Source organism: Curtobacterium flaccumfaciens, from assembly GCF_013359815.1.
In the GTDB taxonomy this organism is placed as follows: Bacteria; Actinomycetota; Actinomycetes; order Actinomycetales; family Microbacteriaceae; genus Curtobacterium; species Curtobacterium flaccumfaciens.
On record NZ_JABMCF010000035.1, the window covers coordinates 156,305 to 182,368 of the forward strand.

The 26,064-nt window shown below is 70.6% G+C and carries 21 protein-coding genes; 17 read left to right on the forward strand and 4 right to left on the reverse strand.

Translation table 11 applies throughout. From position 1 onward, the window contains the following. Positions 1–10 precede the first annotated feature (10 nt). The 6 genes from HP445_RS06910 (at position 11) to HP445_RS06935 (ending at position 6,481) form a co-directional block, all read left to right on the forward strand. Complete coding sequence (locus tag HP445_RS06910) at positions 11–997, forward strand: branched-chain amino acid ABC transporter permease (protein ID WP_027466698.1); 987 nt, start codon at positions 11–13, stop codon at positions 995–997. Then, positions 990–1,880 carry an ABC transporter ATP-binding protein gene (locus HP445_RS06915; RefSeq protein WP_027466697.1) on the forward strand — a complete coding sequence of 297 codons (891 nt, stop codon included), beginning with the start codon at positions 990–992 and terminating at the stop codon, positions 1,878–1,880. The genes HP445_RS06910 and HP445_RS06915 overlap by 8 nt, the downstream gene beginning before the upstream one ends. Next, on the forward strand, positions 1,877–2,683 hold the full coding sequence (locus HP445_RS06920; RefSeq protein WP_027466696.1) for an ABC transporter ATP-binding protein: 807 nt from the start codon (positions 1,877–1,879) through the stop codon (positions 2,681–2,683). Before HP445_RS06915 ends, HP445_RS06920 begins: the two co-directional genes overlap by 4 nt. 356 nt (positions 2,684–3,039) lie before the next feature. Then, positions 3,040–3,249, forward strand: coding sequence for a hypothetical protein (locus HP445_RS06925; RefSeq protein ID WP_128780470.1), 210 nt, complete (start codon positions 3,040–3,042; stop codon positions 3,247–3,249). Positions 3,250–3,413: 164 nt separating this feature from the next. Next, the gene (locus tag HP445_RS06930) at positions 3,414–4,532 is read left to right on the forward strand and encodes a GuaB3 family IMP dehydrogenase-related protein (protein WP_027466694.1); all 1,119 of its coding nucleotides are present in this window, start codon (positions 3,414–3,416) and stop codon (positions 4,530–4,532) included. Positions 4,533–4,594: 62 nt separating this feature from the next. After that, on the forward strand, positions 4,595–6,481 hold the full coding sequence (locus tag HP445_RS06935) for a glycerol-3-phosphate dehydrogenase/oxidase (RefSeq protein ID WP_128780471.1): 1,887 nt from the start codon (positions 4,595–4,597) through the stop codon (positions 6,479–6,481). An 88-nt stretch (positions 6,482–6,569) separates the two neighbouring features. Here the strand turns inward: HP445_RS06935 and HP445_RS06940 are convergent, their stop codons facing one another. Beyond that, a complete protein-coding gene (locus tag HP445_RS06940; protein ID WP_128780472.1) occupies positions 6,570–7,073 on the reverse strand; it encodes a hypothetical protein in 504 nt (167 codons plus the stop codon). A 75-nt stretch (positions 7,074–7,148) separates the two neighbouring features. On the opposite strand from HP445_RS06940, the gene HP445_RS06945 reads away from it, so the two are divergent. From HP445_RS06945 to guaA, 5 genes are read left to right on the forward strand one after another with little or no spacing between them, the layout of a single operon-like run. Beyond that, on the forward strand, positions 7,149–7,679 hold the full coding sequence (locus tag HP445_RS06945; protein WP_017885470.1) for a cation:proton antiporter regulatory subunit: 531 nt from the start codon (positions 7,149–7,151) through the stop codon (positions 7,677–7,679). Positions 7,680–7,682: 3 nt separating this feature from the next. Further along, positions 7,683–9,134 carry a cation:proton antiporter gene (locus tag HP445_RS06950; protein ID WP_128780473.1) on the forward strand — a complete coding sequence of 484 codons (1,452 nt, stop codon included), beginning with the start codon at positions 7,683–7,685 and terminating at the stop codon, positions 9,132–9,134. A 47-nt stretch (positions 9,135–9,181) separates the two neighbouring features. Next, entirely contained in the window at positions 9,182–9,916 is a 735-nt protein-coding gene (locus HP445_RS06955) for an SURF1 family cytochrome oxidase biogenesis protein (protein WP_164941161.1), read from the forward strand. Between the two features lie 10 nt (positions 9,917–9,926). Beyond that, positions 9,927–10,373: a DUF3817 domain-containing protein gene (locus HP445_RS06960; RefSeq protein ID WP_017885467.1), complete on the forward strand. Its 447-nt coding sequence runs from the start codon at positions 9,927–9,929 to the stop codon at positions 10,371–10,373. Next, positions 10,370–11,950 (forward strand): glutamine-hydrolyzing GMP synthase, encoded by a 1,581-nt coding sequence (guaA, locus tag HP445_RS06965; RefSeq protein ID WP_128780475.1) that lies wholly within the window; start codon positions 10,370–10,372, stop codon positions 11,948–11,950. The genes HP445_RS06960 and guaA overlap by 4 nt, the downstream gene beginning before the upstream one ends. Positions 11,951–12,392: 442 nt before the next feature. Here guaA and HP445_RS06970 read toward each other — a convergent pair whose 3' ends face one another. Together HP445_RS06970 and HP445_RS06975 are read right to left on the reverse strand one after the other, a co-directional pair. Continuing rightward, entirely contained in the window at positions 12,393–13,265 is an 873-nt protein-coding gene (locus tag HP445_RS06970) for a Bax inhibitor-1/YccA family protein (protein ID WP_111038510.1), read from the reverse strand. A gap of 31 nt (positions 13,266–13,296) precedes the next feature. Continuing rightward, complete coding sequence (locus HP445_RS06975) at positions 13,297–14,310, reverse strand: DUF817 domain-containing protein (protein WP_128780476.1); 1,014 nt, start codon at positions 14,308–14,310, stop codon at positions 13,297–13,299. 106 nt (positions 14,311–14,416) lie between these two features. On the opposite strand from HP445_RS06975, the gene HP445_RS06980 reads away from it, so the two are divergent. Next, on the forward strand, positions 14,417–15,439 hold the full coding sequence (locus tag HP445_RS06980; RefSeq protein ID WP_128780477.1) for a glycerophosphodiester phosphodiesterase family protein: 1,023 nt from the start codon (positions 14,417–14,419) through the stop codon (positions 15,437–15,439). Here HP445_RS06980 and HP445_RS06985 read toward each other — a convergent pair. Then, entirely contained in the window at positions 15,404–16,075 is a 672-nt protein-coding gene (locus HP445_RS06985; RefSeq protein WP_111094843.1) for a hypothetical protein, read from the reverse strand. The genes HP445_RS06980 and HP445_RS06985 overlap by 36 nt on opposite strands. A gap of 57 nt (positions 16,076–16,132) precedes the next feature. On the opposite strand from HP445_RS06985, the gene HP445_RS06990 reads away from it, so the two are divergent. The 5 genes from HP445_RS06990 (at position 16,133) to HP445_RS07010 (ending at position 26,057) form a co-directional block, all read left to right on the forward strand. Next, positions 16,133–18,598 carry an ATP-dependent helicase gene (locus tag HP445_RS06990; protein ID WP_128780478.1) on the forward strand — a complete coding sequence of 822 codons (2,466 nt, stop codon included), beginning with the start codon at positions 16,133–16,135 and terminating at the stop codon, positions 18,596–18,598. A gap of 99 nt (positions 18,599–18,697) precedes the next feature. After that, the gene (locus tag HP445_RS06995) at positions 18,698–20,677 is read left to right on the forward strand and encodes a LamG-like jellyroll fold domain-containing protein (protein WP_128780479.1); all 1,980 of its coding nucleotides are present in this window, start codon (positions 18,698–18,700) and stop codon (positions 20,675–20,677) included. Positions 20,678–20,818: 141 nt separating this feature from the next. Further along, positions 20,819–22,243 (forward strand): pyridoxal phosphate-dependent decarboxylase family protein, encoded by a 1,425-nt coding sequence (locus HP445_RS07000; RefSeq protein WP_128780480.1) that lies wholly within the window; start codon positions 20,819–20,821, stop codon positions 22,241–22,243. Next, positions 22,240–23,631: a lysine N(6)-hydroxylase/L-ornithine N(5)-oxygenase family protein gene (locus tag HP445_RS07005; protein WP_128780481.1), complete on the forward strand. Its 1,392-nt coding sequence runs from the start codon at positions 22,240–22,242 to the stop codon at positions 23,629–23,631. The genes HP445_RS07000 and HP445_RS07005 overlap by 4 nt, the downstream gene beginning before the upstream one ends. Beyond that, complete coding sequence (locus HP445_RS07010) at positions 23,628–26,057, forward strand: GNAT family N-acetyltransferase (RefSeq protein ID WP_128780482.1); 2,430 nt, start codon at positions 23,628–23,630, stop codon at positions 26,055–26,057. Before HP445_RS07005 ends, HP445_RS07010 begins: the two co-directional genes overlap by 4 nt. Positions 26,058–26,064: the final 7 nt, after the last annotated feature.

The window sequence follows — 26,064 nt, forward strand, 5'->3', positions numbered from 1 at the left end:
GAGCACGCGCATGGACTACATCCTCAACCTGCTGTCCTCGCTCACCCAGGAGGCACTCGCCCCGACCACGGCGGCGTTCGCGCTGGCCGCGATCGGCCTGAACGTGCACTTCGGGCTCACCGGCCTCGTGAACATGGGCCAGGCGGCGTTCCTGCTGCTCGGTGCCTACGGCTTCGCGATCTCGATCACGAACGGACTGCCGTTCGTGATGGCGGTCCTCATCGCCCTGCTCGTCGCGATCGTGTTCGCGATCATCCTCGGCATCCCGACGCTGCGGTTGCGCGGCGACTACCTGGCGATCGTCACGATCTCCGGCGCCGAGATCATCCGCATGGTGGGCCGCTCGAGCCTCCTCACCTCGACCACGGGCGGCTCGAACGGCATCACCGGGTCGAGCTACCGCGACCCGTTCACCGCCCTCAGCCCGCTGCCCGACGGCACCACCACGATCCTGTGGTTCACGTACGCGAACAACGGCGTCAACGGCTGGTGGATCCGCATCGCGGCGTGGGCCATGGTCGCCCTGTTCACCCTGGTGCTCTTCCTGCTCATGCGCAGCCCGTGGGGCCGCGTGGTGAAGGCCATCCGCGAGGACGAGGACGCCGTCCGCTCGCTCGGCAAGAACGTCTACTCGTACAAGATGCAGGCGCTCGTGTTCGGTGGGGCGCTCGGTGCGATCGCGGGCATCATCTACGTGCTGCCGAGTTCGGTGCAACCGGACGCCATGGGCCGCTCGATGACGTTCTTCATCTGGACGGCGCTCATCCTCGGTGGTGCGGCGACGGTGTTCGGACCGGTGCTCGGAGCCGTGCTCTTCTTCGTCGTCCGGCTCTTCATCCGCACGCTGGCCGGCGACTTCATCCCCGACTCGATCATGAACGCGCAGCAGGCCGAGCAGTTCTCGTACGTGCTCGTCGGCGTCGCGCTCATGCTGCTCATCGTGTTCCGTCCACAGGGGTTGCTCGGCAACAAGAAGGAGCTGACGTTCAGTGTCTGAGACCTACGGCCACCCCAAGGCCGACCCGATCCTCACCGTCGACGACGTCACCCGCCGCTTCGGGGGCATGACCGCCGTGGACGTCGACCACCTCGAGGTCCAGCGCGGCTCCATCACGGCCTTGATCGGCCCGAACGGCGCCGGCAAGACCACGTTCTTCAACCTGCTCACCGGGTTCGACAAGCCGAGCCCGGGTGCGAAGACGCAGTTCAACGGCGCCACGCTGCAGAAGACGAGCGCGACGCACATCGCGAACAAGGGCATGGTCCGCACCTTCCAGCTGACCAAGGCGCTGTCGCGGCTCACCGTGATGCAGAACATGCTCCTCGGTGCCCGCGACCAGCCCGGCGAAAACTTCTTCGCCGCCCTGGTCAAGCCGGTGTGGGCGAAGAGAGAGCGCGAGATCACGGCCAAGGCCGAGGACCTCCTCGCCCGGTTCAAGCTCGACACCAAGGCAGACGACTACGCCGGTTCGTTGTCCGGCGGGCAGCGCAAGCTGCTCGAGATGGCGCGGGCGCTGATGTCCGACCCGACGATGATCATGCTCGACGAGCCGATGGCCGGCGTGAACCCCGCGCTCACCCAGTCGCTCCTCGGGCACATCCAGTCCCTGCGCGACGACGGCATGACCGTGCTGTTCGTCGAGCACGACATGCACATGGTCCGGCACATCTCGGACTGGGTGGTCGTGATGGCCGAGGGCAAGGTCGTGGCCGAGGGCCCGGCGGACACGGTGATGGACGACCAGGCCGTGATCGACGCCTACCTCGGTGCGCACCACGACACCGACCTGGGTGACGACTCGCTCCTCACCGAGGAGACCTTCGAGGAACTGGCGGAGGAAGTCGCCGAAGAGGACGCAGCAGAGGAGACGACCCGATGACGGACGCAACGGACCCCACGAACGCGAGCAGTGCCTCCAGTCCGTCCCCGGCGGCCACGCTGGAACGCGAGCCGGTGCTCAGCGCGAAGAACCTCGTCGCCGGCTATCTGCCGGGCGTGAACATCCTGAACGGCTGCGACCTGGACTGCTACCCGGGCGAGCTCATCGGCATCATCGGGCCGAACGGTGCGGGCAAGTCGACGCTCCTGAAGGCCCTGTTCGGGCTCGTGTCCATCCGCGAGGGTTCGGTGACCCTGCAGGGGGACGACATCACGAACCTCAAGGCGAACAAGCTCGTGCAGGCCGGTGTCGGCTTCGTGCCGCAGACGAACAACGTGTTCCCATCACTGTCCATCGAGGAGAACCTGCAGATGGGTCTGTACCTGCGGCCCCGGAAGTTCGCCGAGCGGCTCGAGGTCATCTACGACCTGTTCCCGGTCCTCGCGCAGCGACGCAACCAGCGGGCCGGATCGCTCTCGGGTGGTGAGCGGCAGTCCGTCGCGATGGCCCGTGCGCTGATGATGGACCCGAAGGTGCTCCTGCTCGACGAGCCGAGCGCCGGACTGTCCCCCGTGCGCCAGGACGAGACCTTCCTGCGGACCCGCCGGATCAACAAGGCCGGTGTGTCGATCATCATGGTGGAGCAGAACGCGCGACGCTGTCTGCAGATCTGCGATCGTGGGTACGTGCTCGACCAGGGGAAGAACGCGTACTCGGGCACCGGGAAGGAACTCGCTGACGACCCCAAGGTCATCGAGCTCTACCTGGGGACGCTCGCCAAGGACGTCGACGCACAGCGCTAGCGCTGTCGTCGACTACGGGTACCGCTGTGGGGGTGGTATCCGTGACGGGTGGGGCCGTGCGTGGTCGCTTCGCGCCGCACGGCCCCGCTCCTGTACCCGGCCTGGAGGCGCGGCTCGCCCCTGGTTGCATGGCTGTGGTCGCATGACTGTGGTCGCATGACGCCGTCGTGTTCCGTTGACGCCGCGGTCCCGTCGAGACGCCTCGGAATTCGGCGGTGTCTGGTCGGCGTGGCGGTGTCCTGCGCTGACGACGGCGTCTTGCGTTGACGACGGCGTCTTGCGCTGACGACGGCGTCTTCCGTCGCACCCGGCCAGGAGGCGCGGCTCGCCCCGCGCGGGTCGGTATCGTTCCGCGGGTGCGCACCTCCGGACCCCTCGTGCTCGACGCCCTCGTCTGGCTCGTGTTCATCGCGCTCTTCGTCGGGGCGGCGCTGCTCGTCAAGGTCGCGGCCGTGCTGCTCGTCGTCCTGGTGGTGCTCGCCCTCCTGCTCGGCTTCGTGCTGCGGGCGCTCCGGAAGCGCCGGCGGGCCCCGCGCCACCCGCGCCACCCGCGCCACCCGCGCTGACGGCTGCGTGGTGCGAGGTGCCGCACGTCGTGCGACCCTCGCGACCTCGCACCGAACACGGAACCTCGCACCGTACGCGGCAGGCCTCGCACGGTGCGAGGGCGCCCGGCGCCCGCACCGTCCGGCCCGTGCACGCCGCAGAGCCCGCCCGGTAGGCTGTCCGAGTGAGCGAAGTCGAGATCGGTGCAGGCAAGCGCGGACGTCGGGCGTACGCGTTCGACGACATCGCGGTGGTCCCCTCCAGGCGGACGCGTGACCCGCGCGACGTCAGCGTGCAGTGGTCGATCGACGCGTTCACGTTCGCGTCGCCGATCCTGTCGGCGCCGATGGACTCCGTGTCCTCGCCGGCGACGGTCATCCAGATGGGCAAGCTCGGCATCCTCGGTGTGCTCGACCTCGAAGGTCTGTGGACCCGCTACGAGGACCCGACCCCGTACTACGACGAGATCAAGTCGCTCACCGACGGCAACGTCACGAAGCGCATGCAGGAGATCTACTCCGAGCCGATCAAGGCCGAGCTGATCACCGCACGCCTTGCCGAGATCCGGGCAGCCGGGGTACCGGTCGCCGGTTCGCTCAGCCCGCAGCGCACCCAGGAGTTCTCGAAGACGGTCGTCGACGCCGGTGTCGACCTGTTCGTCATCCGCGGCACCACGGTCTCCGCCGAGCACGTCTCCCAGACCGAGGAACCCCTCAACCTCAAGAAGTTCATCTACGAGCTCGACGTCCCGGTGATCGTGGGCGGTGCCTCGACGTACACGTCGGCGCTGCACCTCATGCGCACCGGTGCCGCCGGTGTGCTCGTCGGCTTCGGCGGCGGCGCAGCGTCGACCACCCGCGCCGCGCTCGGCATCCACGCCCCGATGGCCACCGCCGTCGCGGACGTCGCCGGTGCCCGTCGCGACTACCTCGACGAGTCGGGCGGCCGGTACGTGCACGTCATCGCCGACGGCGGGCTCGACACCGCGGGCGACATCGTCAAGGCCATCGCCGTGGGCGCCGACGCCGTCATGCTCGGCACCGCGCTCGCCCGCGCGACCGAGGCCCCGGGGGGCGGCTACCACTGGGGTGCCGAGGCGCACCACCCCGAGCTACCGCGCGGCCGCCGGGTCGAGGTGGGCACGATCGCCCCGCTCGAGAACGTCCTGAACGGTCCGACGCCGACCCACGACGGCCGCGCCAACCTGGTCGGTGCGCTCCGCCGCTCGATGGCGACGACGGGATACTCCGACGCCAAGGAGTTCCAGCGAGTAGAAGTGGTCGTGGCGCCGTACCACCAGTGACGGTGGCACCCGGGCACGAACGCGGGTGACGCCACGGCGCCGACCGTGACCCGGAGGCGACGATGGCCAAGTCCAGCACGACGAAGCAGACCAGCACGGCCGGACGTCCGCGTGACGTCGCGCCCGGCGTGGGGTTCGACCCCGCGGCGAAGCTCGGCCCGGACGAACGTGCGGCCGCGATCGAGACGCTGAAGACCAAGGAGCTCGACGTCCTGGTCATCGGCGGCGGGATCGTCGGTGCGGGCAGTGCGCTCGACGCCGTGACCCGCGGCCTGAGCGTCGGCATCGTCGAGGCCCGCGACTGGGGCTCGGGGACGTCGAGCCGGTCGTCCAAGCTCGTGCACGGCGGCATCCGCTACCTCGAGCAGCTCAACTTCGCCCTCGTCCGCGAGGCCCTCATCGAGCGTGGCCTGCTGCTCCAGCGCATCGCCCCGCACCTGGTGAAGCCCGTGCGCTTCCTCTACCCGCTCAACCACCGGGTCTGGGAGCGCTTCTACATCGGCATCGGCATGGCGATGTACGACGTGTTCAGCTGGTCCGGCGGCCGTCCGCCCGGCGTCCCGCACCACCGGCACCTCAGCCGGAAGCAGGTGCTCAGGAACATGCCCGGGCTCAAGAAGGACGCCTTCGTCGGCGGCATGACGTACTACGACGCCCAGGTCGACGACGCCCGCTACGTCGCGTCGCTCGTGCGCACCGCGGCCTCGTACGGCGCCGAGGCAGCGAGTCGCGTCCGCATCGAGGGGTTCATCAAGGTCGGGGAGCGCGTGGTCGGCGCGCAGGCCCACGACATCCAGACCGGTGAACGGTTCGAGATCCGCGCGAAGCAGGTCGTCAACGCCACCGGGGTCTGGACCGACGACACCCAGGCGATGATCGGCACCCGCGGACAGTTCAAGGTGCGGGCGTCGAAGGGCGTCCACCTCGTCATCCCCCGTGACCGGTTCCAGTCGAACACGGGCATGATCCTGCGCACCGAGAAGAGCGTGCTCTTCGTCATCCCGTGGGGCCGGCACTGGCTCGTCGGCACGACCGACACCGACTGGTACCTCGACAAGGCGCACCCGGCAGCGACCGCGGCGGACATCGACTACATCCTCGAGCACGTCAACAAGGTGCTCGCCGTCCCGCTCACCCGCGAGGACGTCGAGGGCGTCTACGCCGGCCTCCGCCCGCTGCTGGCGGGGGAGTCCGACCAGACCTCGCAGCTCAGCCGCGAGCACGTCGTCGCGCACACCGTGCCCGGGCTCGTCGTGGTCGCCGGCGGCAAGTGGACGACGTACCGCGTGATGGGCAAGGACGCCATCGACGAGGCCGTCGCGGCCATGGACGGCAGGATCCCCGAGTCGACGACCGAGGACATCCCGCTCCTCGGCGCCGAGGGGTACCCCGCCGCGTGGAACCGACGCGCCCGCACCGCACGGAGCTTCAACGTGCACAAGGTCCGCATCGAGCACCTGCTCAACCGCTACGGGACCCTCGCGACCGAGGTGCTGCAGCTCGTCGAGCAGGACCCGGCACTCGCCGAACCGCTGCCGGGGGCCGACGACTACATCGGCGCCGAGGTCGTCTACGCCGCCTCGCACGAGGGCGCCCTGCACCTGGAGGACGTCCTCGCCCGCCGCACCCGCATCTCCATCGAGGCCTGGGACCGCGGCGAGTCAGCAGCGCCCGTCGCCGCGAAGCTCATGGCGGACGTGCTCGGCTGGGACCAGGAGACGACCGAGCACGAGGTCGCGAACTACCTGAAGCGCGTCGCCGCCGAGCGGGAGTCGCAGCTGCAGCCCGACGACGAGAGCGCGGACCGCGTGCGGCTCGAAGCCCCGGACATCGCGTTCGGCTTCGACGAGGACGACGTGGTCGTGGGCGGCGGTCGCTCGGACGGCGCCGAGGGCGCGAAGGCGTCCGACGAGCAGGTGGTGGGGGAGAAGACGAGCGAGCCGGAGTAGGACCGACCCCGGGTCGGACGCGACCGGCGTCGATACGGGTGTCGCGCCTCCAGGCTGACGAACGGACTGGAGGCGCGACCTGCGTCCGTCAGGCGACCTGCGGTCCCGACGTGGCCCGGAGGGCGCGTCGCCGCTCGCCGAACACGATCACCACCGGGATCGCGACCAACGCGATCAGGCTCGTGGCGTACAGGACGCCGGCCCAGGCGGTGTGGGCGCCGCCGCTGACCCCGTAGCCGTCGGCGACGTCCATGCCGAGTTGGAAGCCGGCGACGAAGAACGGGACCGCACCCGCCGCGATGATCCCGAGCATCCAGGCGACGACGAAGTGCGGTTCCACGCGCCGCCAGAGCGTCACCGTCGCGACCACGAGCGCCAGCGCGACACCGATCGCCGCGGTGACGAGGACGGCGACGACGTCACCGCGGACGTCGAACCCCTGCCCCTCGAGGTGCGCGTGGATCGCGTCCAGCGAGGTGCCCGGCACCGCCGCGAGCGGATCCAGCACGAGTTGCTGCACCGCGAGCAAGGCCGCGTACAGCGTCACGACCAGCACCCCGACGACGGCCACGACGATCCGTGTTCTCCCCATCCACAGAACAGTAGCGGGAGGAATGCGCGGGGTCACCGGGTGGTTAGCATGGGGGTACTCGAAGAGGGAGCCATCATGGTCGACGTCCATCGCGTCAAACTCCCCGGAGTCGGCGTGCTGCACAGCTTCTACACCGACGACGGTGGCAAGTGCGGTGTCATCACGCACCGGTCGGGGCACTCCGACCTCATCTCGTTCGCCGACGTCTCCGACGGCGCGGACAAGTCCGAGAAGGTCTCGCTGCGTCTCAGCGAGGACGAAGCGCACACGCTCGCCGAACTCCTCGGCGGCACCCGGATCACCGAGGGCCTCGACAAGCTCGACGAGATCCCTGGATTGTCCATCGACTGGTTCTCCGTCGACTACGACGACGCCATCGCGGGCAAGCCCCTCGGCGACCTGCACGACTCGGGCTTCATCGGCCTGACCGTCGTCGCCGTGGTCCGGGGCGACAGCGCCAACCCGGCGCCCTCGTCGGACTTCGTCGTCTTCCCCGGAGACACGATCGTCGTCGCCGGATCCCCCGAGAAGGTCGCCAAGGCGTTCTCCTTCTACCGCAGCGGAGAGCTTGCGGCCGCCTCGGCCGAGGCCCCGCGGAAGAGCTAGCGCATGCACCTGGGTGGTGAGCTGCTCACCATCGGTGTGCTCTTCGTCATCGCCTACGTCCTGGGCCGGCTCGGCAAGACCATCGGTCTGCCGGCCATCCCGATCTACATGGTGGTCGGACTCGTCGCGAGTCCGAACACCCCGTGGTTCGGGCTGAGCGTCGAGTCCCACACGATCGAGCTCATCGCGACGTTCGGGCTCATCCTGCTGCTGTTCAACCTCGGGCTCGAGTTCGACCAAGAGGAGTTCTACGGCAACGCCGGCAAGCTCCTGGTGTCCGGCGGCACCTACGTCGTCATCAACATGGGCGTGGGGTTCGCCTTCGGGTTCTCGCTCGGTTGGGGCACCCGCGAAGCCCTGATCATCGCCGGCATGACGGCGACGTCCTCGAGCGCCATCGTGACGAAGCTCCTCATCGAGCTCCGGCGCCTGGCGAACGACGAGACCCCGATGATCCTCGGCGTCACCGTGATCGAGGACGTCTTCATCGCCGTCTACCTGGCGATCGTCTCGGTCGTGCTGTCCGGCGACACCAACGTCTGGGCCGTCGTCGGCAAGCTGGCACTGGCGTTCGGGTTCCTCATCGTGATGTTCACGCTCGCGCGCTTCGCGGGCAAGTGGGTCTCGAAGATCTTCGCCACCCGTGACGACGAGCTGTTCACGGTGCTGTTCTTCGGACTCGCGGTCATGTTCGGTGGCATCGGCGATCTGCTCGGCGTGACCGACGCCATCGGTGCCTTCGTCATCGGCCTGCTCTGCGGAGCGACCCGGTACCGCGATCGCATCGAACAGCTCGCCCTGCCGATGCGCGACGTCTTCGCCGCGTTCTTCTTCGTGAACTTCGGGCTCAGCCTCGACCTGTCGACCTTCGGCGAGGTGCTCTGGCCCGTCCTCGGCGCCATCGGCATGACGGTCGTGCTCAACGCGGTCGCCGGCCAGATCGTCGCGCGCATGAACGGCTTCAACGTCCAGCAGGGCATCAACACCGCCGTCATCCTGGTGAACCGTGGCGAGTTCGCGCTGATCCTCGCGACGCTGTCGGCCGCCGCCGGGCTGGAGGCGCGGATCACCGCCTTCGCGGGCCTCTACGTCCTCTGCATGGCCGTCCTCGGGCCGCTGCTCGCGGTGAACTCGGACCGGATCGGCCGCCTCGTGGTGCGCCCGGGCCGGCTCATCCGCCTGCGCGGACGCCTGGGCGGTCGACGTGCCGTCGCCGCCGCAGCCGCTGCCGAGAGCGCCGAAGCGGCCGAGGCCGAGGCGGACGCCACCGCCGCGGCGCGGAAGGCCGAGCGGGACCGCCAGTTCGCCGAGGAGTTCGCGCTCGTCGAGGCGGCTGGCAGGGACGAGCGAGACAATGAGGGGTCCGAGCCGACGTCCGCACCCGTGACGTCGCCGGTCGAGATCCCCGCCGAGCGCCCCGAGCGCCCGGTCCGACAGCGCGATCCGGAGTACTGATACAGATGTGGGCCGTTGCCCGACGACCGAGGTGGATCGCGCTGCTGTTGCTGGCGCTCGTGCTGGCGGCGGTGTTCGCCGGGCTGGGCAAGTGGCAGCTCGAGCGGTCGATCGCCAACGGCAAGCCCCTGCCGGCGACCACCGAGACCCGCCGCACGCTCGAGGCGGTCACCACCCCCGAGCGCCCCGTCAGCGAGAGTCTCGCCGGGCAGAAGGTCACCGTCACCGGCACCTTCGTCGCCGACGACACCACCGTCCTGACCGGCCGCACCGGGGGTGGGAAGTACCAGACCGTCGGACACCTGGTGGACTCGGACGGTGGGGCGAGCCTCCCGGTCGTCATCGGGTGGTCCGACCAGCGGTCGGCCGCCGTCGACGGGGGCGAGCGCCTGGCGGACGGCCAGACGCTCACGATCCAGGGCCGCTACTACCCGGCGGAGTCGCCCGACCAGGACGCCTACAAGAAGGGCGAGTACTCAGCCGTCGCCCCCGCCCGGTTCGTGAACACCTGGCAGGCCTTCGACGACCGCATGTACCTCGGGTACGTGGTCGCCGACGGCACCACTGCGAAGGCCGCCGACCTCGGCACCATCGCCGACCGGGCACCGTCGCGCGAGGTCCAGTTCGACTGGCTCAACCTCTTCTACGCGATCGAGTGGGTCGTCTTCGCCGGCTTCGCCGTGTTCCTCTGGTACCGGTTCGTGAAGGACGCCTGGGAGCGCGAGCAGGAAGAGGAGCGCGAGGTAGCCCTCGCCACCGAAGCCGACGCGCTCCGACGGTAGGATTGCCGGCATGGCCCTGACCGTCCGAACCCGTGACATCCCCAAGATCCCGGGGGCGGTGAAGTGGTACCGCGTCTCGGCGTACATCACCGGTGTGCTGCTGCTCGCCCTGGTGGTCGAGGTCATCATCAAGTACACGCCGCTGCAGCTCGAGATGCAGCTCGGCAACGGCCCGTTCTTCGTGCCCAACGGCACGGCGGGCGAAACCCCGGGCACGTTCAACCTGTCGATCGCGATCCTCATCGCCCACGGCTGGCTGTACGTGCTCTACCTCTTCACGGACTTCCGTCTGTGGAGCATCATGCGCTGGAGGCCGTCACGCTTCCTGCTCATCGCCCTCGGGGGCATCATCCCGTTCATGTCCTTCGTGGTCGAGCACCGCATGCAGCAGCGGGCCATGGACACCTACCACGAGCTGATCGCTGCCCAGCAGCGTGAGAAGGAGGCCGCTCGGTGAGCGAGACCGAACAGCGTCCCGTCCTCGTCGTCGACTTCGGGGCCCAGTACGCGCAGCTCATCGCGCGTCGGGTCCGTGAAGCGAACGTCTACAGCGAGATCGTGCCGCACTCCATCACCGCGGACGAGGTCCGCGCCAAGGACCCGGCAGCCATCGTGCTGTCCGGTGGTCCGTCGTCCGTGTACGAAGAAGGCGCGCCGTCCCTCGACGGTGACATCCTCGACCTCGGCGTCCCTGTGCTCGGCATCTGCTACGGCTTCCAGGCCATGGCGACCGCCCTCGGTGGCGAGGTCGCGAACACCGGTCTGCGCGAGTACGGCGCCACCGACGTGACCCTCGCCCCCGGCACCAGCACCCTGCTCGGCGACCAGCCGGCGGACCAGGTGACCTGGATGTCACACGGCGACTCCGTGGCCAAGGCACCGGCCGGGTTCGAGGTGCTCGCCTCGAGCGCATCGACGCCCGTCGCGGCGTTCGCGTCCGACGAGCGCAAGCTCTACGGCGTGCAGTGGCACCCCGAGGTCAAGCACTCCGTGTACGGCCAGGCCGTGCTCGAGAACTTCCTGCACCGTGCCGCGGGCCTGCCCGGCGACTGGAACTCCAGCAACGTCATCGAGGAGCAGGTCGCCCGCATCCGCGATCAGGTCGGCTCCGCGCGGGTCATCGCCGGGCTCTCCGGTGGTGTGGACTCCGCCGTCGCCGCAGCCCTGGTGCACAAGGCCGTCGGCGACCAGCTGACCTGCGTCTTCGTCGACCACGGGCTCCTGCGTGCCGACGAGCGGAAGCAGGTGGAAGAGGACTACGTCGCCTCCACCGGTGTCCGGCTCATCACGATCGACGCCGAGCAGCAGTTCCTCGACGCCCTCGCCGGCGTGAGCGACCCCGAGCAGAAGCGCAAGATCATCGGGCGCGAGTTCATCCGCACGTTCGAGGGCGCGGCCGAGGCACTCGTGCTCGAGGCCAAGGCTTCCGACTCCGATGCCGAGGTCAAGTTCCTCGTGCAGGGCACGCTCTACCCCGACGTCGTCGAGTCCGGCGGAGGAGCAGGCACCGCCAACATCAAGTCGCACCACAACGTCGGCGGCCTGCCCGAGGACATGACGTTCGAGCTCGTCGAGCCGCTGCGCACCCTGTTCAAGGACGAGGTCCGTGCGGTCGGCCGCGAGCTCGGGCTGCCCGAGGTCATCGTCGGTCGCCAGCCGTTCCCCGGCCCGGGCCTGGGCATCCGCATCGTCGGCGAGGTCACGAAGGAGCGGCTCGAACTGCTCCGCTCGGCCGACAAGATCGCGCGCGAAGAGCTCACCGCGGCCGGCCTCGACCAGGAGATCTGGCAGTGCCCGGTCGTGCTGCTCGCCGACGTCCGCTCCGTGGGCGTGCAGGGCGACGGCCGGACCTACGGGCACCCGATCGTGCTCCGTCCGGTCTCGTCCGAGGACGCCATGACCGCCGACTGGACGCGTCTGCCGTACGACACCCTCGCGAAGATCTCGAACCGCATCACGAACGAGGTGCCCGACGTCAACCGGGTCGTGCTCGACGTCACGTCGAAGCCGCCGGGGACGATCGAGTGGGAGTAGGGCTCCCCTGAGTCACGAAGGCCCGGTACGCGTCACGCGTGCTGGGCCTTCGTGCGTCCGTGGGCGGCGCGCGAGTCGGTGCCGGGGACGGTGCCGGAGTCGCACGAACTGCCGTCGGCCGGGACGTGTGACGGCAGTCCGCGCGACCCGGGCGCTGCGCGTGCGGCGTGTTGGGCGACCTCGGGCGGCTGGAGTCGGGGGCGTGGGCGATGCCGGGGCTGTCGAGTGGTCACGACACCCCGCGGGCCCGACGCCGAGGGGTCACGAACTGTCGGCTGGCCCCGGCCCGGGCGACACTTCGTGACCACTCGGCGGGCGACCGGCGGGGTGTTGTGACCGCTGGGGCCGCCGCCGGGACCGCCGGCTGCCGCTCGCGCGTCCACCGGCCCGGGAACGACGAAGGGCCCCGGCAGCGCCGGGGCCCTTCGTGTGTGCGGTGGTACTAGTTGCGCGAGCTGCTCGCGATGATGGCGAGGATGCGCAGGATCTCGAGGTACAGCCAGACGAGCGTCACGATCAGGCCGAACGCCGCGGTCCAGGCGTAGATGCGGGGTGCCCCGCGCTCGACACCCGTCTTGATCTGGTCGAAGTCGAGGATCAGCGAGTACGCCGCCATGACGACCACGAAGATGCCGATGAGCACACCGAGCGGGATGCCGAAGAGCGTCACGCCCATCAGGCCGAACGCGCTCTGCGTCACGCCGGTCCACATGAGGACCAGGTTGACGAGGGAGAACGCCATGTACCCGACCATGGCGATCAGGAAGAAGCGCGTGGCCTTCGGGGTCGCGCGGACCTTGCCCGAGCGGAACAGGAGCAGGGTGACGAAGAACACACCGAGCGTGCCGAACACCGCCTGCGCGACGATGCCGTCGGCCTTGGGGAACGCTGTCTGGAAGTAGTTCGAGATACCGCCGACGAACAGCCCCTCGAAGAACGCGTACGTCAGGATCAGACCCGGCGACGGCTTCTTCTTGAAGGTGTTCACGAGCGCCAGGACGAACCCGACGAGCGCGCCGACGATCCAGACGACCGGCGGCAGGTTCCAACCGGCCACCGCGCCGACGACGAGCACGCCGAACGCGAGCAGCGTCTTGACGATGGTGTCTTCGTACGACATGCGGTCGGTGTCCACCGGGGACGCGGTCGGACGGTCGTACATGTACTGCAGCTGCTCGGGGGTCATGCCGCCCTGGGCCTGCTGCGGGGTCTGTCCCCAGCCGGCCTGCTGCTGACCAGCACCGCGCCCGCCCCAGGTGTTTGCCCCCTGTGCGTTGAAGGCGGGGGACTGGTCGAAACCGGGCTTGAAGGCCATGGTGTCCTCTTCCTAGGAGATTCGAGTCCTCTCAGCCTAGGGGCGCTCGGTCGCGGAAGGCTGAGGATTCGCGGCGAGCGGACGCGGGCCCAGCGGGCCCCGTCGAGGGAAGCCTAGGGTCGCCCGCTGCACGCGCGCCCCGAGGACGTCGAGAGTCCGCCGTCGAGCCCGTCGAGCCCGTCGAGCGCGCCCGTCCCGACGGCAGCGCCGGGTAGAGCCAGGTGACGAGCGCGACCGAGATCGTCATGAGCAGGAACCACGCCACGATCTTCGTCGGCGCCACCGGCTGCCACACCGCGAGCTGCGCCGGGTAGCTCCACGCCCCGGCCCAGGTCGCGACGTTCTCGGCCGCCCAGATGAACACCGCGACGAGTCCCATCGCGACGAGCACGGGCATCCGCAGCGTCGCCCGGTGGATCCGGACGTGCATGGTCGTGCGGGCGAAGAGCAGCAGCACGAGCGCGAGCAGCACGTACCGGGCGTCGGCGACGAAGTGGTGGCCGAAGAAGTTCAGGTAGATCCCGCCCGCCACGACCGCCAGCAGCCACTGCCGCGGGTACCGGTCGAACCGCAGGTCGAACAGCCGGTAGACCCGCACCATGTACGACCCGACGGCGCCGTACATGAACCCCGAGAACAGCGGCACCCCGGCGACGACGAACAGCCCACCCGGCTCGTAGGTCCACGAGCCCATGTGGGTCTTGAACACCTCCATCGCGGTCCCGACGACGTGGAACAGCAGGACGACCCGGAGCTCCCGCACGGTCTCGAGCCCGAACACGAGCATCCCGACCTGCAGCAGCACGGCCGCGATCGTCAGGAGGTCGTTCCGCATCGCCGCCGGCACGGTCAGGTGCACCACGGCCATGGTCGCGAGCAGCAGCGCCCCGAACGCGCACGCCCAGGCCTGCTTCGCGCCGAACACCAGGAACTCGGTGGCGAACACCCGGACGGGTCGGTGCGGTTGGTGCCCGGCGTCGAGCACGCGGCGTGCGGCGCGGTCGATCCGGGCCTCGACGGCGGTGGAGAGCGAACGGACGGTCATGCGGTGATGCTCGGCGTCGTCGCTGGGAACGATGGTCGCGGGAGCGACGCGTGTGTCCCGCGACACAGGCGCCCCGCTGGTCACCCGCGGCAAGTAGGGTCGCGCCATGACCCTCGTGATCGCCCACCGCGGTGCGTCCGGCTACCGTCCCGAGCACTCGCGGAGCGCGTACGAGCTCGCGATCGAACTCGGCGCCGACGCGATCGAACCGGACCTGGTGCCCACGAAGGACGGCGTGCTGGTGCTCCGGCACGAGAACGAGGTCTCGGGCACCACGGACGTCGCCGACCACCCCGAGTTCCGGCACCTGCGCACGACGAAGACCGTCGACGGCCAAACCCTGACCGGCTGGTTCACCGAGGACTTCACGTGGGCCGAGCTGCAGACGCTCCGCACCCGCGAGCGCCTGCCGGTGCTGCGTCCGCGATCTGCCGAGCACGACGGTGCGCAGCCGATCCTGCGGCTCGTCGACCTGCTCGCGATCCTCGACGCGGCGCCCCGCCCGGTGGGGCTCGTCGCCGAGGTCAAGCACGCCGCGTCCTTCGACCGCGCCGGGTTCCCGATGGGCGCACTCGTCGACGCCGCGCTCGGCGAGGCCGGGTGGCGGCAGGACGAGCGGCTCACGGTGGAGAGCTTCGAGAAGGGCGTGCTGCGGGACCTGCGCGAGCGGGGGACCGGTGGTCGGCTCGTATACCTCCAGGAGGCCCGTGGCAGCGCCGCGGACGAGGTCGCGTCCCACGGGTCGCTCGCCCCCACCTACGCCGCCGAGCGCTCCGAGGACGCGCTCGCGTCGTTCGCGACCGAGTTCCACGGCATCAGCGTCGACCTCGGCACCCTGATGGCCGGCGTCGACAGCGTCGCGCTCGACGATCCGACGCCGGTGCGCAGCGCGATCGTCGACCGGGCCCACGCCGTGGGGCTCGCGGTGTACACGTGGACCCTCCGGCCGGAGAACCGGTTCCTGCCGTCGCCGTTGCGTCGTGGTGGCGACGTCGCGGCGTTCGGCGACTGGGAGCGGTGGTTCACGTCCGTGATCCGCACCGGACTCGACGGGGTGTTCGCCGATCACCCCGACCTGGCGGTGCGTGCCCGGTCAGTCCTCGAGCGCCTCGAGCGGGATGCCGGTTGACCGGAGGACCTCGGCGGCCTCATCGCGTGCGGACGTGGCAGCGGCGCGGAGCCCGGCCAGGTCCTCGGGCCGGTAGAACCACGAGCTCCGATCGCCGGGCGAGACCGTCCGTTGCGCGTCCGTCAGGTCGGCGTCGTGTTCGCCCTTCCGGAGGTCGGCACGCGCACGGTCGAGCGCCTGCAGGACTGCCGAGGCACGGATGACCTCGGCCGCGGGCAGGTCCCCGGGCGCGAGACGGGCGACCCGAGGGTCGATCGGTGTCACCGGGAGGGCCTGCACCGGTGGCTGTCGGCGCCGCCGTCGATCGACGAGGACCGCGACGGCGGACGAGACGACGAGGAACACCACGACGGCGACGAGGAGCCGGGCACTCCTCGGGAACGTCGACGCAGCGAGGGCCCCGAGTACGGCCAAGCACAGCCCAGCGGTGACCAGGCCGACCGACAGCGGGACCAGGCACCCCGCCGTGTCCTGTCGAGACCGCTGAGCACGGGCCCGACGGTGGCTCTCGACGATCGCGGCGGGGTCGTCGCGCCCGTCCGGAGGCAGGATGCAGAGGACGTCCTGGGTGGTGGGAACCGCGGCCGACATCGCAGGGAGCACGAAGACGTCAGGTCGGTCCGGTGTGATCGCCACGGCGCCATCCTGCCGCACGAGGTCGCTGTCGGGGGTCTCGCCTAGAATGTCCCGAACATGACGATCGTGCTCGACCCCTTCGAATCGACGCCCGAGCCGGGCGCCGGTGCCCGCGCGTACGAAGACCCGTTCACCGCGGGTCTGAACCCCCAGCAGAAGGAAGCCGTCGAGTACCGCGGCGAGTCCCTGCTGATCGTTGCCGGCGCCGGTTCCGGCAAGACGAGCGTGCTCACCCGCCGCATCGCGCTGCTGCTCGCCAACCGCGAAGCGTGGCCGTCGCAGATCCTGGCGATCACGTTCACGAACAAGGCCGCTGCCGAGATGCGCGAGCGCGTCCGGGCCCTGGTCGGGGGCGAGGCCGAGGGGATGTGGATCTCCACGTTCCACTCGGCGTGCGTGCGCATCCTGCGACGCGAAGCCGAGCGGTTCGGGTTCCCGCAGTCGTTCACGATCTACGACTCCGCCGACTCCAAGGCGCTGCTGAAGCGGATCATCAAGGAGCTCGAGGCCGACTCCCTCGGGCTGACCGTCGGCGCCGCGGCGTCGAAGATCTCGAAGCTCAAGAACGAGCTGCAGGACATCGACACCTACGCGCGCAACATCAACGTGAACGACCCGCAAGAGGTCATGTTCACCGAGGTGTTCCGGCGCTACACGAACGAACTCCGCCGGGCGAACGCGTTCGACTTCGACGACCTCATCGGGCAGACGGTGTTCCTGTTCCGGGCATTCCCGGACGTCGCCGCCCTGTACCAGCGCCGCTTCCGGTACATCCTGGTCGACGAGTACCAGGACACGAACCACGCCCAGTACGCCCTGATCCGCGAGCTCACCCGCCCGGTGCCGGTCGAACAGGTCGACAAGCTCGAGGACTCCGGCCAGCACGTCGCCCGGATGCGCGAGACCGACGGCTCGATCGCCCCCGCGTCCCTGACGGTGGTCGGTGACTCCGACCAGTCCATCTACGCCTTCCGCGGGGCGGACATCCGCAACATCGTCGAGTTCGAGCGGGACTTCCCGAACTCCAAGACGATCCTGCTCGAGCAGAACTACCGCTCGACGCAGAACATCCTCGACGCGGCGAACGCCGTCATCGCGAACAACTTCGACCGCCAGGCGAAGAGCCTGTTCACCGACGTCGGCGCCGGCGAGAAGATCGTCGGCTTCACCGGGTACACCGGCCACGACGAGGCGCAGTTCGTCGCCGACGAGATCCAGCGCCTGCGTGAAGACGGCATGGACTACCGCGACATGGCGGTGTTCTACCGGACCAACTCGCAGACACGTGCGTTGGAGGAGATCTTCATCCGTGCGGCGATCCCGTACCGGGTGCTCGGTGGCACCAAGTTCTACGAGCGTGCCGAGATCAAGGACGCCATGGCGTACCTGATCACGGTCGCCAACCCGGCCGACCCGATGGCCCTGCGCCGAATCCTCAACGTGCCCAAGCGCGGCATCGGCTCGGTCACCGAGACCACGCTGCAGCGCTACGCCGACGAGCACGAGACCACCATGCGCGACGCCCTGCGCCACGCGGGCGAGCTCGGGTTCGGGCCGAAGGTGCGCAACGCCATCACGGAGTTCGCGGCGCTGCTCGACGCCGTGTCCGAGAAGGCCCCGACGCAGCCGGTGGTCGACACCCTGACGCAGCTGCTCGACGGCTCCGGGTTGCTCGACAACCTGCGGAAGTCGCCCGACGCGCAGGACGCCGCCCGTGCCGACAACATCGACGAGCTCGTGGCCGTCACGCGTGAGTTCCAGAAGAACAACCCCGAGGGCACGCTGTCGGACTTCCTGACCGAGGTCTCGCTGGTCGCCGCGGCGGACGAGCTCGACGACTCCTCGGGCACGGTCTCGCTGATGACCCTGCACACCGCGAAGGGCCTGGAGTACGACGCGGTGTTCCTGACCGGCGTCGAGGAAGACCTGCTCCCGCACCGGATGTCCGCCAACGAACCCGGCGGGCCGTCGGAAGAGCGCCGGCTGTTCTACGTGGGCATCACCCGCGCCAAGAAGGTCCTGTTCCTGTCCCTCGCGATGACCCGTGCCCAGTTCGGCGACGTGAACGTGGCGATGCCCTCGCGCTTCCTGCAGGAGATCCCCGAGGGGCTCATCGAGTGGAAGCAGTCCCCGGGCATGGCGAACAGCCGTGGTGGCACGCAGCCCCGCGCCCTGAACGCCAAGCGCGACGGCGGCTTCGGTGGCGGTGGCGGTGGCGGTGGAGGTGGCGGCGGCGGTGGCTACCGCGGTGGTGGTGGCTGGGGCGGCGGCTCGTACGACCGCGCAGCGGCGGCCTCGAAGACCCGTCCGAAGACCGAGTGGGCGAACCGGGTGTCCGGGCAGGTGCGCGACAACGGCGACATGGAACTCGTCGCCGGCGACCGCATCAAGCACGTCGACTTCGGCGAGGGCACGGTGTCCGCGGTGACGGGGCAGGGCGCCAAGCGCATCGCCGAGATCGCGTTCGACTCCGCGGGCCGCAAGAAGCTCCTCATCAAGATCGCCCCGATCGAGAAGCTGTAGGAGCCCTCACCGGTCCACACCGAACCGGCAGCCGCGGCCGGTCTGGAGTTCACGGAACGGACCCGGGGCGTTCCCCCGCGATCCGTACGGTGCGGTGCTGTGCAGAACAGCCCTGACGACCGCGACGACGCCCACGACCACGCCGGAGACCGCAGCAAGCGCATCCCGGTCTCCCGCCGGGGCTTCCTGGTCGGATCCGGACTCGCCGGTGCCGCCGGACTCGTGGCGTCGAACGGCTTCGGCAGCGCCCCGGCTGTCGCCGATGCGCTGACCGCGGCACCCGCCGTGGCCCCGGCGGCGCTGGGCGGATCGGCCGCGGTCGCGCAGGCAGCGGTGGTGCGCGGCCACACCGGACGGTGGCGCCCGGACACGACCTCGCCACGCTTCACCGTCGCGGTCATGCCGGACACGCAGTACATGTTCGACGGCGCCGCGGTCGACCCCGCGCCGATGCGGGCCTCGCTCGAGTACGTCGTCCGCGAGCAGGCCCGGCACAACACCGTGTTCCTCGTGCACCTCGGCGACCTGACCCAGAACGGTGCGGCGTCCGAGATGCGCGCATCCGGTGCGGTCTTCGACGTGCTCGACCGAGCCGGGGCGCCCTACAGCGTGCTCGCCGGCAACCACGACGTCGACTCCTCGACCGACGACCAGCGCGGCCGCACCCCGTACCTCGACGTGTTCGGTCCGCAGCGGTTCCGGAAGGCCCCGGGCTGGATCGGTTCGAGCCCCGACGGCTACAACACCGCCCACCGGTTCACCGCAGCCGGCCGCGAGTGGGTCGTCCTGGCGCTCGACTGGCGGACGAGCGCGAGCGGGCTCGCCTGGGCCAGCTCCGTGCTCGCCGCCCGGCCGCACGCTCCGGTCATCCTCACGACGCACGCCCTCGTCGACTCGGACGCCAGCGGCGGGGCGGCGTTCGACCCCTACGGCCAGCAGCTCTGGGACTCCTTCATCTCGAAGCACGACCAGGTGTTCCTGACGCTCAACGGGCACTACTGGGGGCCGGGACGCATGACGGTGAAGAACGCCGTGGGGCACGACGTCGCCCTGCACCTGACCAACTACCAGAACCGCTACTACGGCGGGGCGGCCATGATCCGGCTGTACCACGTCGACCTCGAGCGGAACGTCATCGACGTCGAGACGCTGTCGCCCTTCCTGCTCGCCGGCGGACTCGGCGACGCGAACGAGCTCGCAGCGCAGGAGACCGCGCTCAGCGGCGACGTCGACCGCTTCACCATGGCAGTGGACTTCGACGCGCGCTTCGCGGGGTTCGCGCCGGTCGCACCACGGGCCTCCCGGCCGGCGGCACGCATGCTGGTGCCGGGGACGCTGGCGTACTGGCGGTTCGACGGCAACCCGGACGGGGCGGCGCTCGCGCCGACGACGCGGGTGCGCGACCAGAGCGGCAAGGGCAACGACCTGGTGGTCGCCCGGCGGACCGGTGCCGTCGCAGGGGCGCTGCGCTGGACGGCGGCGCACCACCCCGACCAGCCGGGCGCCGGCAGCCTCGCGCTGCAGGGCGGCAAGACCGGCGGCGACCACCTGCAGACCGTCGACACGGCACCGCTCAACCGGACCCACTTCCCCCGCGGCTACACGGTCGAGGCGTTCTTCGCGCTGCCGACCACCTTCGACCCGAGCGCGAACGGGTTCAGTGCCCTGCTGTCGCAGTACTCGAGCGCCGGCCAGGTGGGGAAAGCGACCGGAGCCGACGGTGACCCGGACGAACCCGCGGTGACGCTGAGCCTGTCGGGGGACCGCGAACTGCAGTGGTGCGTGTACCCGGCGAGCCAGGACGGATCACTGACGAACTGGGGACACGAGTTGCCGCTCGGCGCCTGGTGGCACGTGGCCGTGGTGAACGACGGGACGCACACCGTGCTGTACGTCGACGGGTGCCCGGTCGTGCGCAACCCATCCACCCCGAACCGCGGTCTCAGCACGGTCGGCAAGCCGTGGCTGCTCGGTGGGTACCGCTACGGCGACAAGCTCGACAACGTGTTCGTCGGGTCGATCGGCGACGTGCGCGTCGTCGGCCGGGCCCTGCAGCCGAGCGAGTTCATGAACGCCTGACGTCCGGCGGCGGACGCCTGACCCGCGCGGTGGGTGGGGGCTCGGGCTGCCCGGCAGACGTGCGTCTGACACGCCCGGCCGCTCGGCGCGCCCCTCGTTCGGGTGGCACGATCACGCTTTGTGAGGTTAGCCTTACCTAACGTGACACCTCCCATCGAACTCCTGACCACCGCCACCGCCGAGCGCTACCGCTCCGCCGTGACGTCCACGGTGGACCGTCTGGCCGACCGCTTCGCCGCCGCCGACCGTCCGACGACCGACACCGCTCCCGAGGTCCTCCGGGCCCGGGTGCAGGACGTCGACCTCGACGCCGAACCCCTCGGGACGGACCGCGCACTCGCCGAACTCGACGAGCTGTTCGTCCGCGAGGCCGTGTGGTTCCACGACCCGGCGTACCTCGCGCACCTGAACTGCCCGGTCGCGCTGCCCGCGGTCGCCGCCGAGTCGGTCCTGGCCGCCGTGAACCCGTCGGTCGACACCTGGGACCAGTCCCGCATCGGCACCGAGATCGAGCGGCACGTCGTCGCCTGGCTCGCCGGTCGGATCGGGTTCGCCGCGGGGGACGGCATCTTCACCTCGGGCGGCTCGCAGTCGAACCTGCAGGCCCTGCTGCTGGCGCGCGAGGCCCTCGGCAGCAGCGGCACCGTGTTCACGACCGCGGAGACCCACTTCAGCATCGCGAAGTCGGCGCGGCTGCTCGGGCTCGAGGCCGTGGTCACCGTCGCCACCGACCACGCCGGCCGGATGGTGCCCGCCGCCCTCGCCGAGGCGATCGCCGCCGCCCGCGCAGCCGGGCAGACGCCGATGGCCGTCGTCGCCACCGCCGGCACCACCGACCGCGGGGTCATCGACCCGCTCGAGCCGATCGCGGACGTCTGTGATCTGGAGGGAGTGTGGCTGCACGTCGACGCCGCGTACGGCTGCGGGCTGCTCGTGTCCCCGGCCCGGCGGCACCTGCTCGACGGCGTCGAACGGGCCCGGAGCGTGACCGCCGACCTGCACAAGTCGTTCTTCCAGCCGGTGTCGTCGAGCGCCCTGCTCGTGCAGCGCCCGGAGGACCTGCGGCGCACCGCGTGGTACGCCGACTACCTGAACCCGGAGGACGCCGCCGAGCCGAACCAGGTCGACAAGTCGCTGCAGACCACCCGCCGGTTCGACGCCCTGAAGCTCTGGGCCACGCTGCGGGCGACCGGTGCCGACGCGATCGGTGCGGCGTTCGACGCCGTCATCGACCTCGCCGCGGCCACCCACCGGATCGTCGAGGAGCACCCGGACCTGGTGCTCGTCGCGCCGACGCAGCTCAGCACGGTGCTGTTCCGCTGGCAGCCCGCCGGCATGACCGACGAGGCCGCCGACGCGCTGGTCGCCCCGATCCGCTCGGGCCTGCTCGCCGAGGGCCGGGTGCTCATCGCCAAGACGGTCATCGACGGCCGGCCGTGCAACAAGCTCACGCTGCTCAACCCGGAGACGACGCCGGAGCAGATGCGCGCGTCGCTGGAGCACGTCGTCGCGACGGCCGCGCGCGTCCGAGCCACGACCACCAAGACCGAGGGAGCGAACCGATGAACCGCGATGAGCAGCCCGTGCACGACGTCGTCGGCATCGGCATCGGCCCGTTCAACCTCGGCCTCGCCTGCCTGACCGACCCGATCGCCGACCTCGACGCGGTGTTCCTCGACGCGGCCGACGGCTTCGCCTGGCACCACGGCATGATGCTCGACGACGCCACGATCCAGGTGCCGTTCCTCGCCGACCTGGTGACGATGGCCGACCCGACCTCGCGGTTCTCGTTCCTCGCGTGGCTCAAGGAGACCGGGCGCCTGTACCCGTTCTACATCCGCGAGGACTTCCACCCCCTGCGCAGCGAGTACGACGCCTACTGCCGCTGGGCCGCCGACCGGCTCGACACCCTGCGGTGGGGCCGCCGGGTGACCACCGTCGAGCACGACCGGGTCACCGACACGTTCACGGTGCACGCCGAGACCGATCAGGGTCCCGAGACGTACCGCGCACACCACGTCGTCGTGGGCATCGGCACCGAGCCGTCCGTCCCCGCCCCGCTGCGCGGGATCGGCGGACCGGCGGTCCACTCCGCCGAGTTCCTGCCGAACCGCGATGCCCTGCGCGACGCCGGGTCGATCGCCGTCGTCGGCAGCGGGCAGTCCGCCGCCGAGGTCTACCGCGAACTGCTCGAGGACATCCGGCGGGACGGCTACCGCCTCGACTGGATCACGCGGTCGCCCCGGTTCTTCCCGATGGAGGACACCAAGCTCACCCTCGAGATGACGAGCCCGGAGTACACGGACCACTTCCACGGGCTGCCCGAGGCCGTCCGCGACCGCCTGGGGCGGGAACAGCGCGGTCTGTACAAGGGCATCAGCGCCGACCTGGTCGACGACCTGTACGACCAGCTCTACCGGATAAGTGCGCGCGGCCCAGTCCCGACGACGCTCCGGACCGAGACGAGCGTCGTCGACGCCGCCTGGCTCGCCGACCGTGGCACGTACCGGCTGACGCTCCGGCACGAGCAGCTCGACCAGACGTACGAGCACGAGGTCGAGCAGCTGGTGCTGGCCACCGGGTACACCCCGCGGGCCCCGCGGTTCCTCGACCCGGTCGAGCACCTCGTCGCCCGCGACTCCCGCGGGCGCCTGGCCGTCGCCCGCGACCACCACGTCGACACCCTGGGCGGACGCATCTGGGTGCAGAACGCCGAGGAGCACACGCACGGCCTGACCGCGCCCGACCTCGGCATGGGTGCGTGGCGGAACGCGTCGATCATCCGGTCCGTCACGGGTCGCCCCGTGTACGGCCTGGAGGCTCGGATCGCCTTCCAGGAGTTCGGCCTGCCCGCCTCGGGGCAGTCAACAGCAGCGCCGTCCACGGCGCACCCCGGCGCCGCGGAGTGCGCGCCGGCCCGCCCCGCGACCGAGCGCACGGAGGTCTCCGCATGAGCACGACCGTGACCACCACGGCACCGGACGCGACCGCGCCTGGGGGAGCCGAGCCGGGCCTCCTGACCGTCGAACCCGTGGACCCGGAACGCGACGCCGCCGTCGTGCAGTCGTGGCTCGCCCACCCGGCGTCGTCGTGGTGGGAGATGGGTGACCTCGACGTGGACGGCGTGCGTGCCTACCTGGCCGGCGTGCAGGCGGACCCCGCGCAGGCAGCGTGGCTCGGCCGCCGGAACGGCGAGCCGTGCTTCCTGGCGGAGACCTACGACCCCTCCGCCGTCCTGCTCACCGACGTGTGGGCGGCCGAACCCGGCGACGTCGGCATGCACCTGCTCGTCGCGCCGGCGCCCGCTGACCGTCGTGTCCACGGCCTGACCAGCGCGGTGATGCGTGCCGTCGTCGAGCACTGCCGGGACGCCCTCGGCGCGCGCCGGGTCGTCGTCGAACCGGACGTGCGGAACACCGCCGTGCAGGCGAAGAACGCCGAGGTCGGGTTCCGCGCCCTGCGACAGGTGGACGTCGACGGCAAGCGGGCCCTGTTGTCGGTGCTCGACACCGATCGCATCGGCGTCCCCGATGACGACGGGCCGGCCGTGCACCTCCGGCCCGAGCACCTGGAGCCCGCCGAACGGCACCTCGTCGCGAAGGCGATCGCGGAGTTCACCCACGAACGGCTGATCGCACCCGTGCCCGACGGGGACGGCTGGCGGCTCGAGGCGGGGGAGTCGACCTACCGGTTCCGGGCGCGGCAGCACGTGCTCGAGCACTGGTCGATGGACGAGGCCTCGCTGACGCGGACCCGTGCGGGGGCGCCGGCGCCGCTCAGCGCGCAGGAGCTCGTGCTCGAACTGCACGAGGTGCTCGGGATCCCCGACGAGTTGCTCGGCACGTACCTGGAGGAGATCTCGTCGACGCTGGCGAGTGCCGCGGCGAAGCACCGGCGGGGCGGGCCGTCGGCTGGGCAGCTGGCGCGGGGGCGGGGCGGGGCCGGGTCGGGCGGGGCGTCCGGGGCGTCCGGTGCGACCGATTCGGCTGGTTCGTCCGGTTCGACCGGGTCCGTCGAGGACGTCGTCGCGTCGTTCCAGGACGTCGAGGCGGCGATGACCGAGGGGCACCCGGCGTTCGTCGCCGCCAACGGGCGGATCGGGTTCGGGCTCGACGAGTACCGGGCGTTCGCGCCCGAGTCCGGCGGACGGTTCCGGTACCGGTGGCTCGCCGCCCGACGCGAGCACACGCACCTGGCGCTCGCCGCGGACCGGACCGAGCAGGCGCACTGGGAGTCGGAGCTGTCGGCGGCGGTCGTGGCCGGGTTCCGTGCCACGCTGGAACGTCGCGGGCTCGACCCCGACGACTACGTGTGGCTGCCCGTGCACCCGTGGCAGTGGCAGCACCGGATCGCCGTGACCTTCGCACCCGACCTGGGCCGACAGGACCTGGTCGACCTGGGCGAGGGACCCGACGAGTACCAGCCGCAGCAGTCCATCCGCACCGCGTTCAACCGCACCGAGCCGGCACGCTCGTACGTGAAGACGGCGCTCGCCGTGCAGAACATGGGGTTCCTGCGGGGGATGTCGCCCGCGTACATGCGGAACACCCCGGCCGTGAACGACTGGGTCGAGTCGATCGTCTCCGCCGACCCCACGCTCGCCGCCGCCGGGTTCTCGGTCCTCCGGGAACACGCCGCCATCGGCTACACGGGAGACGCCTACCACCGGGTCGACGTGTCCTCGCCGCAGCGCAAGATGCTCGCGGCACTGTGGCGGGAGAGTCCGCTGCCGCGGCTGGCGGACGGTGAGCGACTGCTGACGATGGCGGCGCTGCTGCACCGCGACGCCTCGGGGAACGCCGTGGTCTCGGCGCTGATCGAGGCCTCCGGTCTGCCCGCCGACGTCTGGGTCCGGCGCTGGCTCGACGCCTACCTGCTGCCCGTCGTGCACTGCCTGACCGTGCACGACCTGGTGTTCATGCCGCACGGCGAGAACCTGGTGCTCGTGGTGCGCGACGGCGTCGTGGTCCGCGCCGTGATGAAGGACATCGGCGAGGAGGCCGCCGTGCTCGGTCGGCACGACGACCGCCCGGTGCCCGCCGACATCGACCGGATCGTGCACCCGGTGACCGACGACGAGGCCGCGCTCGCGGTGTTCACCGACGTGTTCGACGGGGTGCTGCGGTTCGTCGCCGCGATCCTCGACGACGACGCGGTGCTGCCGGAGTCCCGCTTCTGGCAGGTCGTGGGGGAGTGCATCGACGCCCACGCCGCCGCGCACCCGGACCGCCGGCGTCCCCTGGACCTGCGGGTGCCGACGTTCGAGCACTCGTGCCTGAACCGGTTGCAGCTGCGGAACACCCTGTCGATGGTGGACCTGGCGGACCAGTCCGCGTCGCTTATCCGGGCGGGAGCGATGGTGAACCCGATCGGGCGGTAGGGGCGTG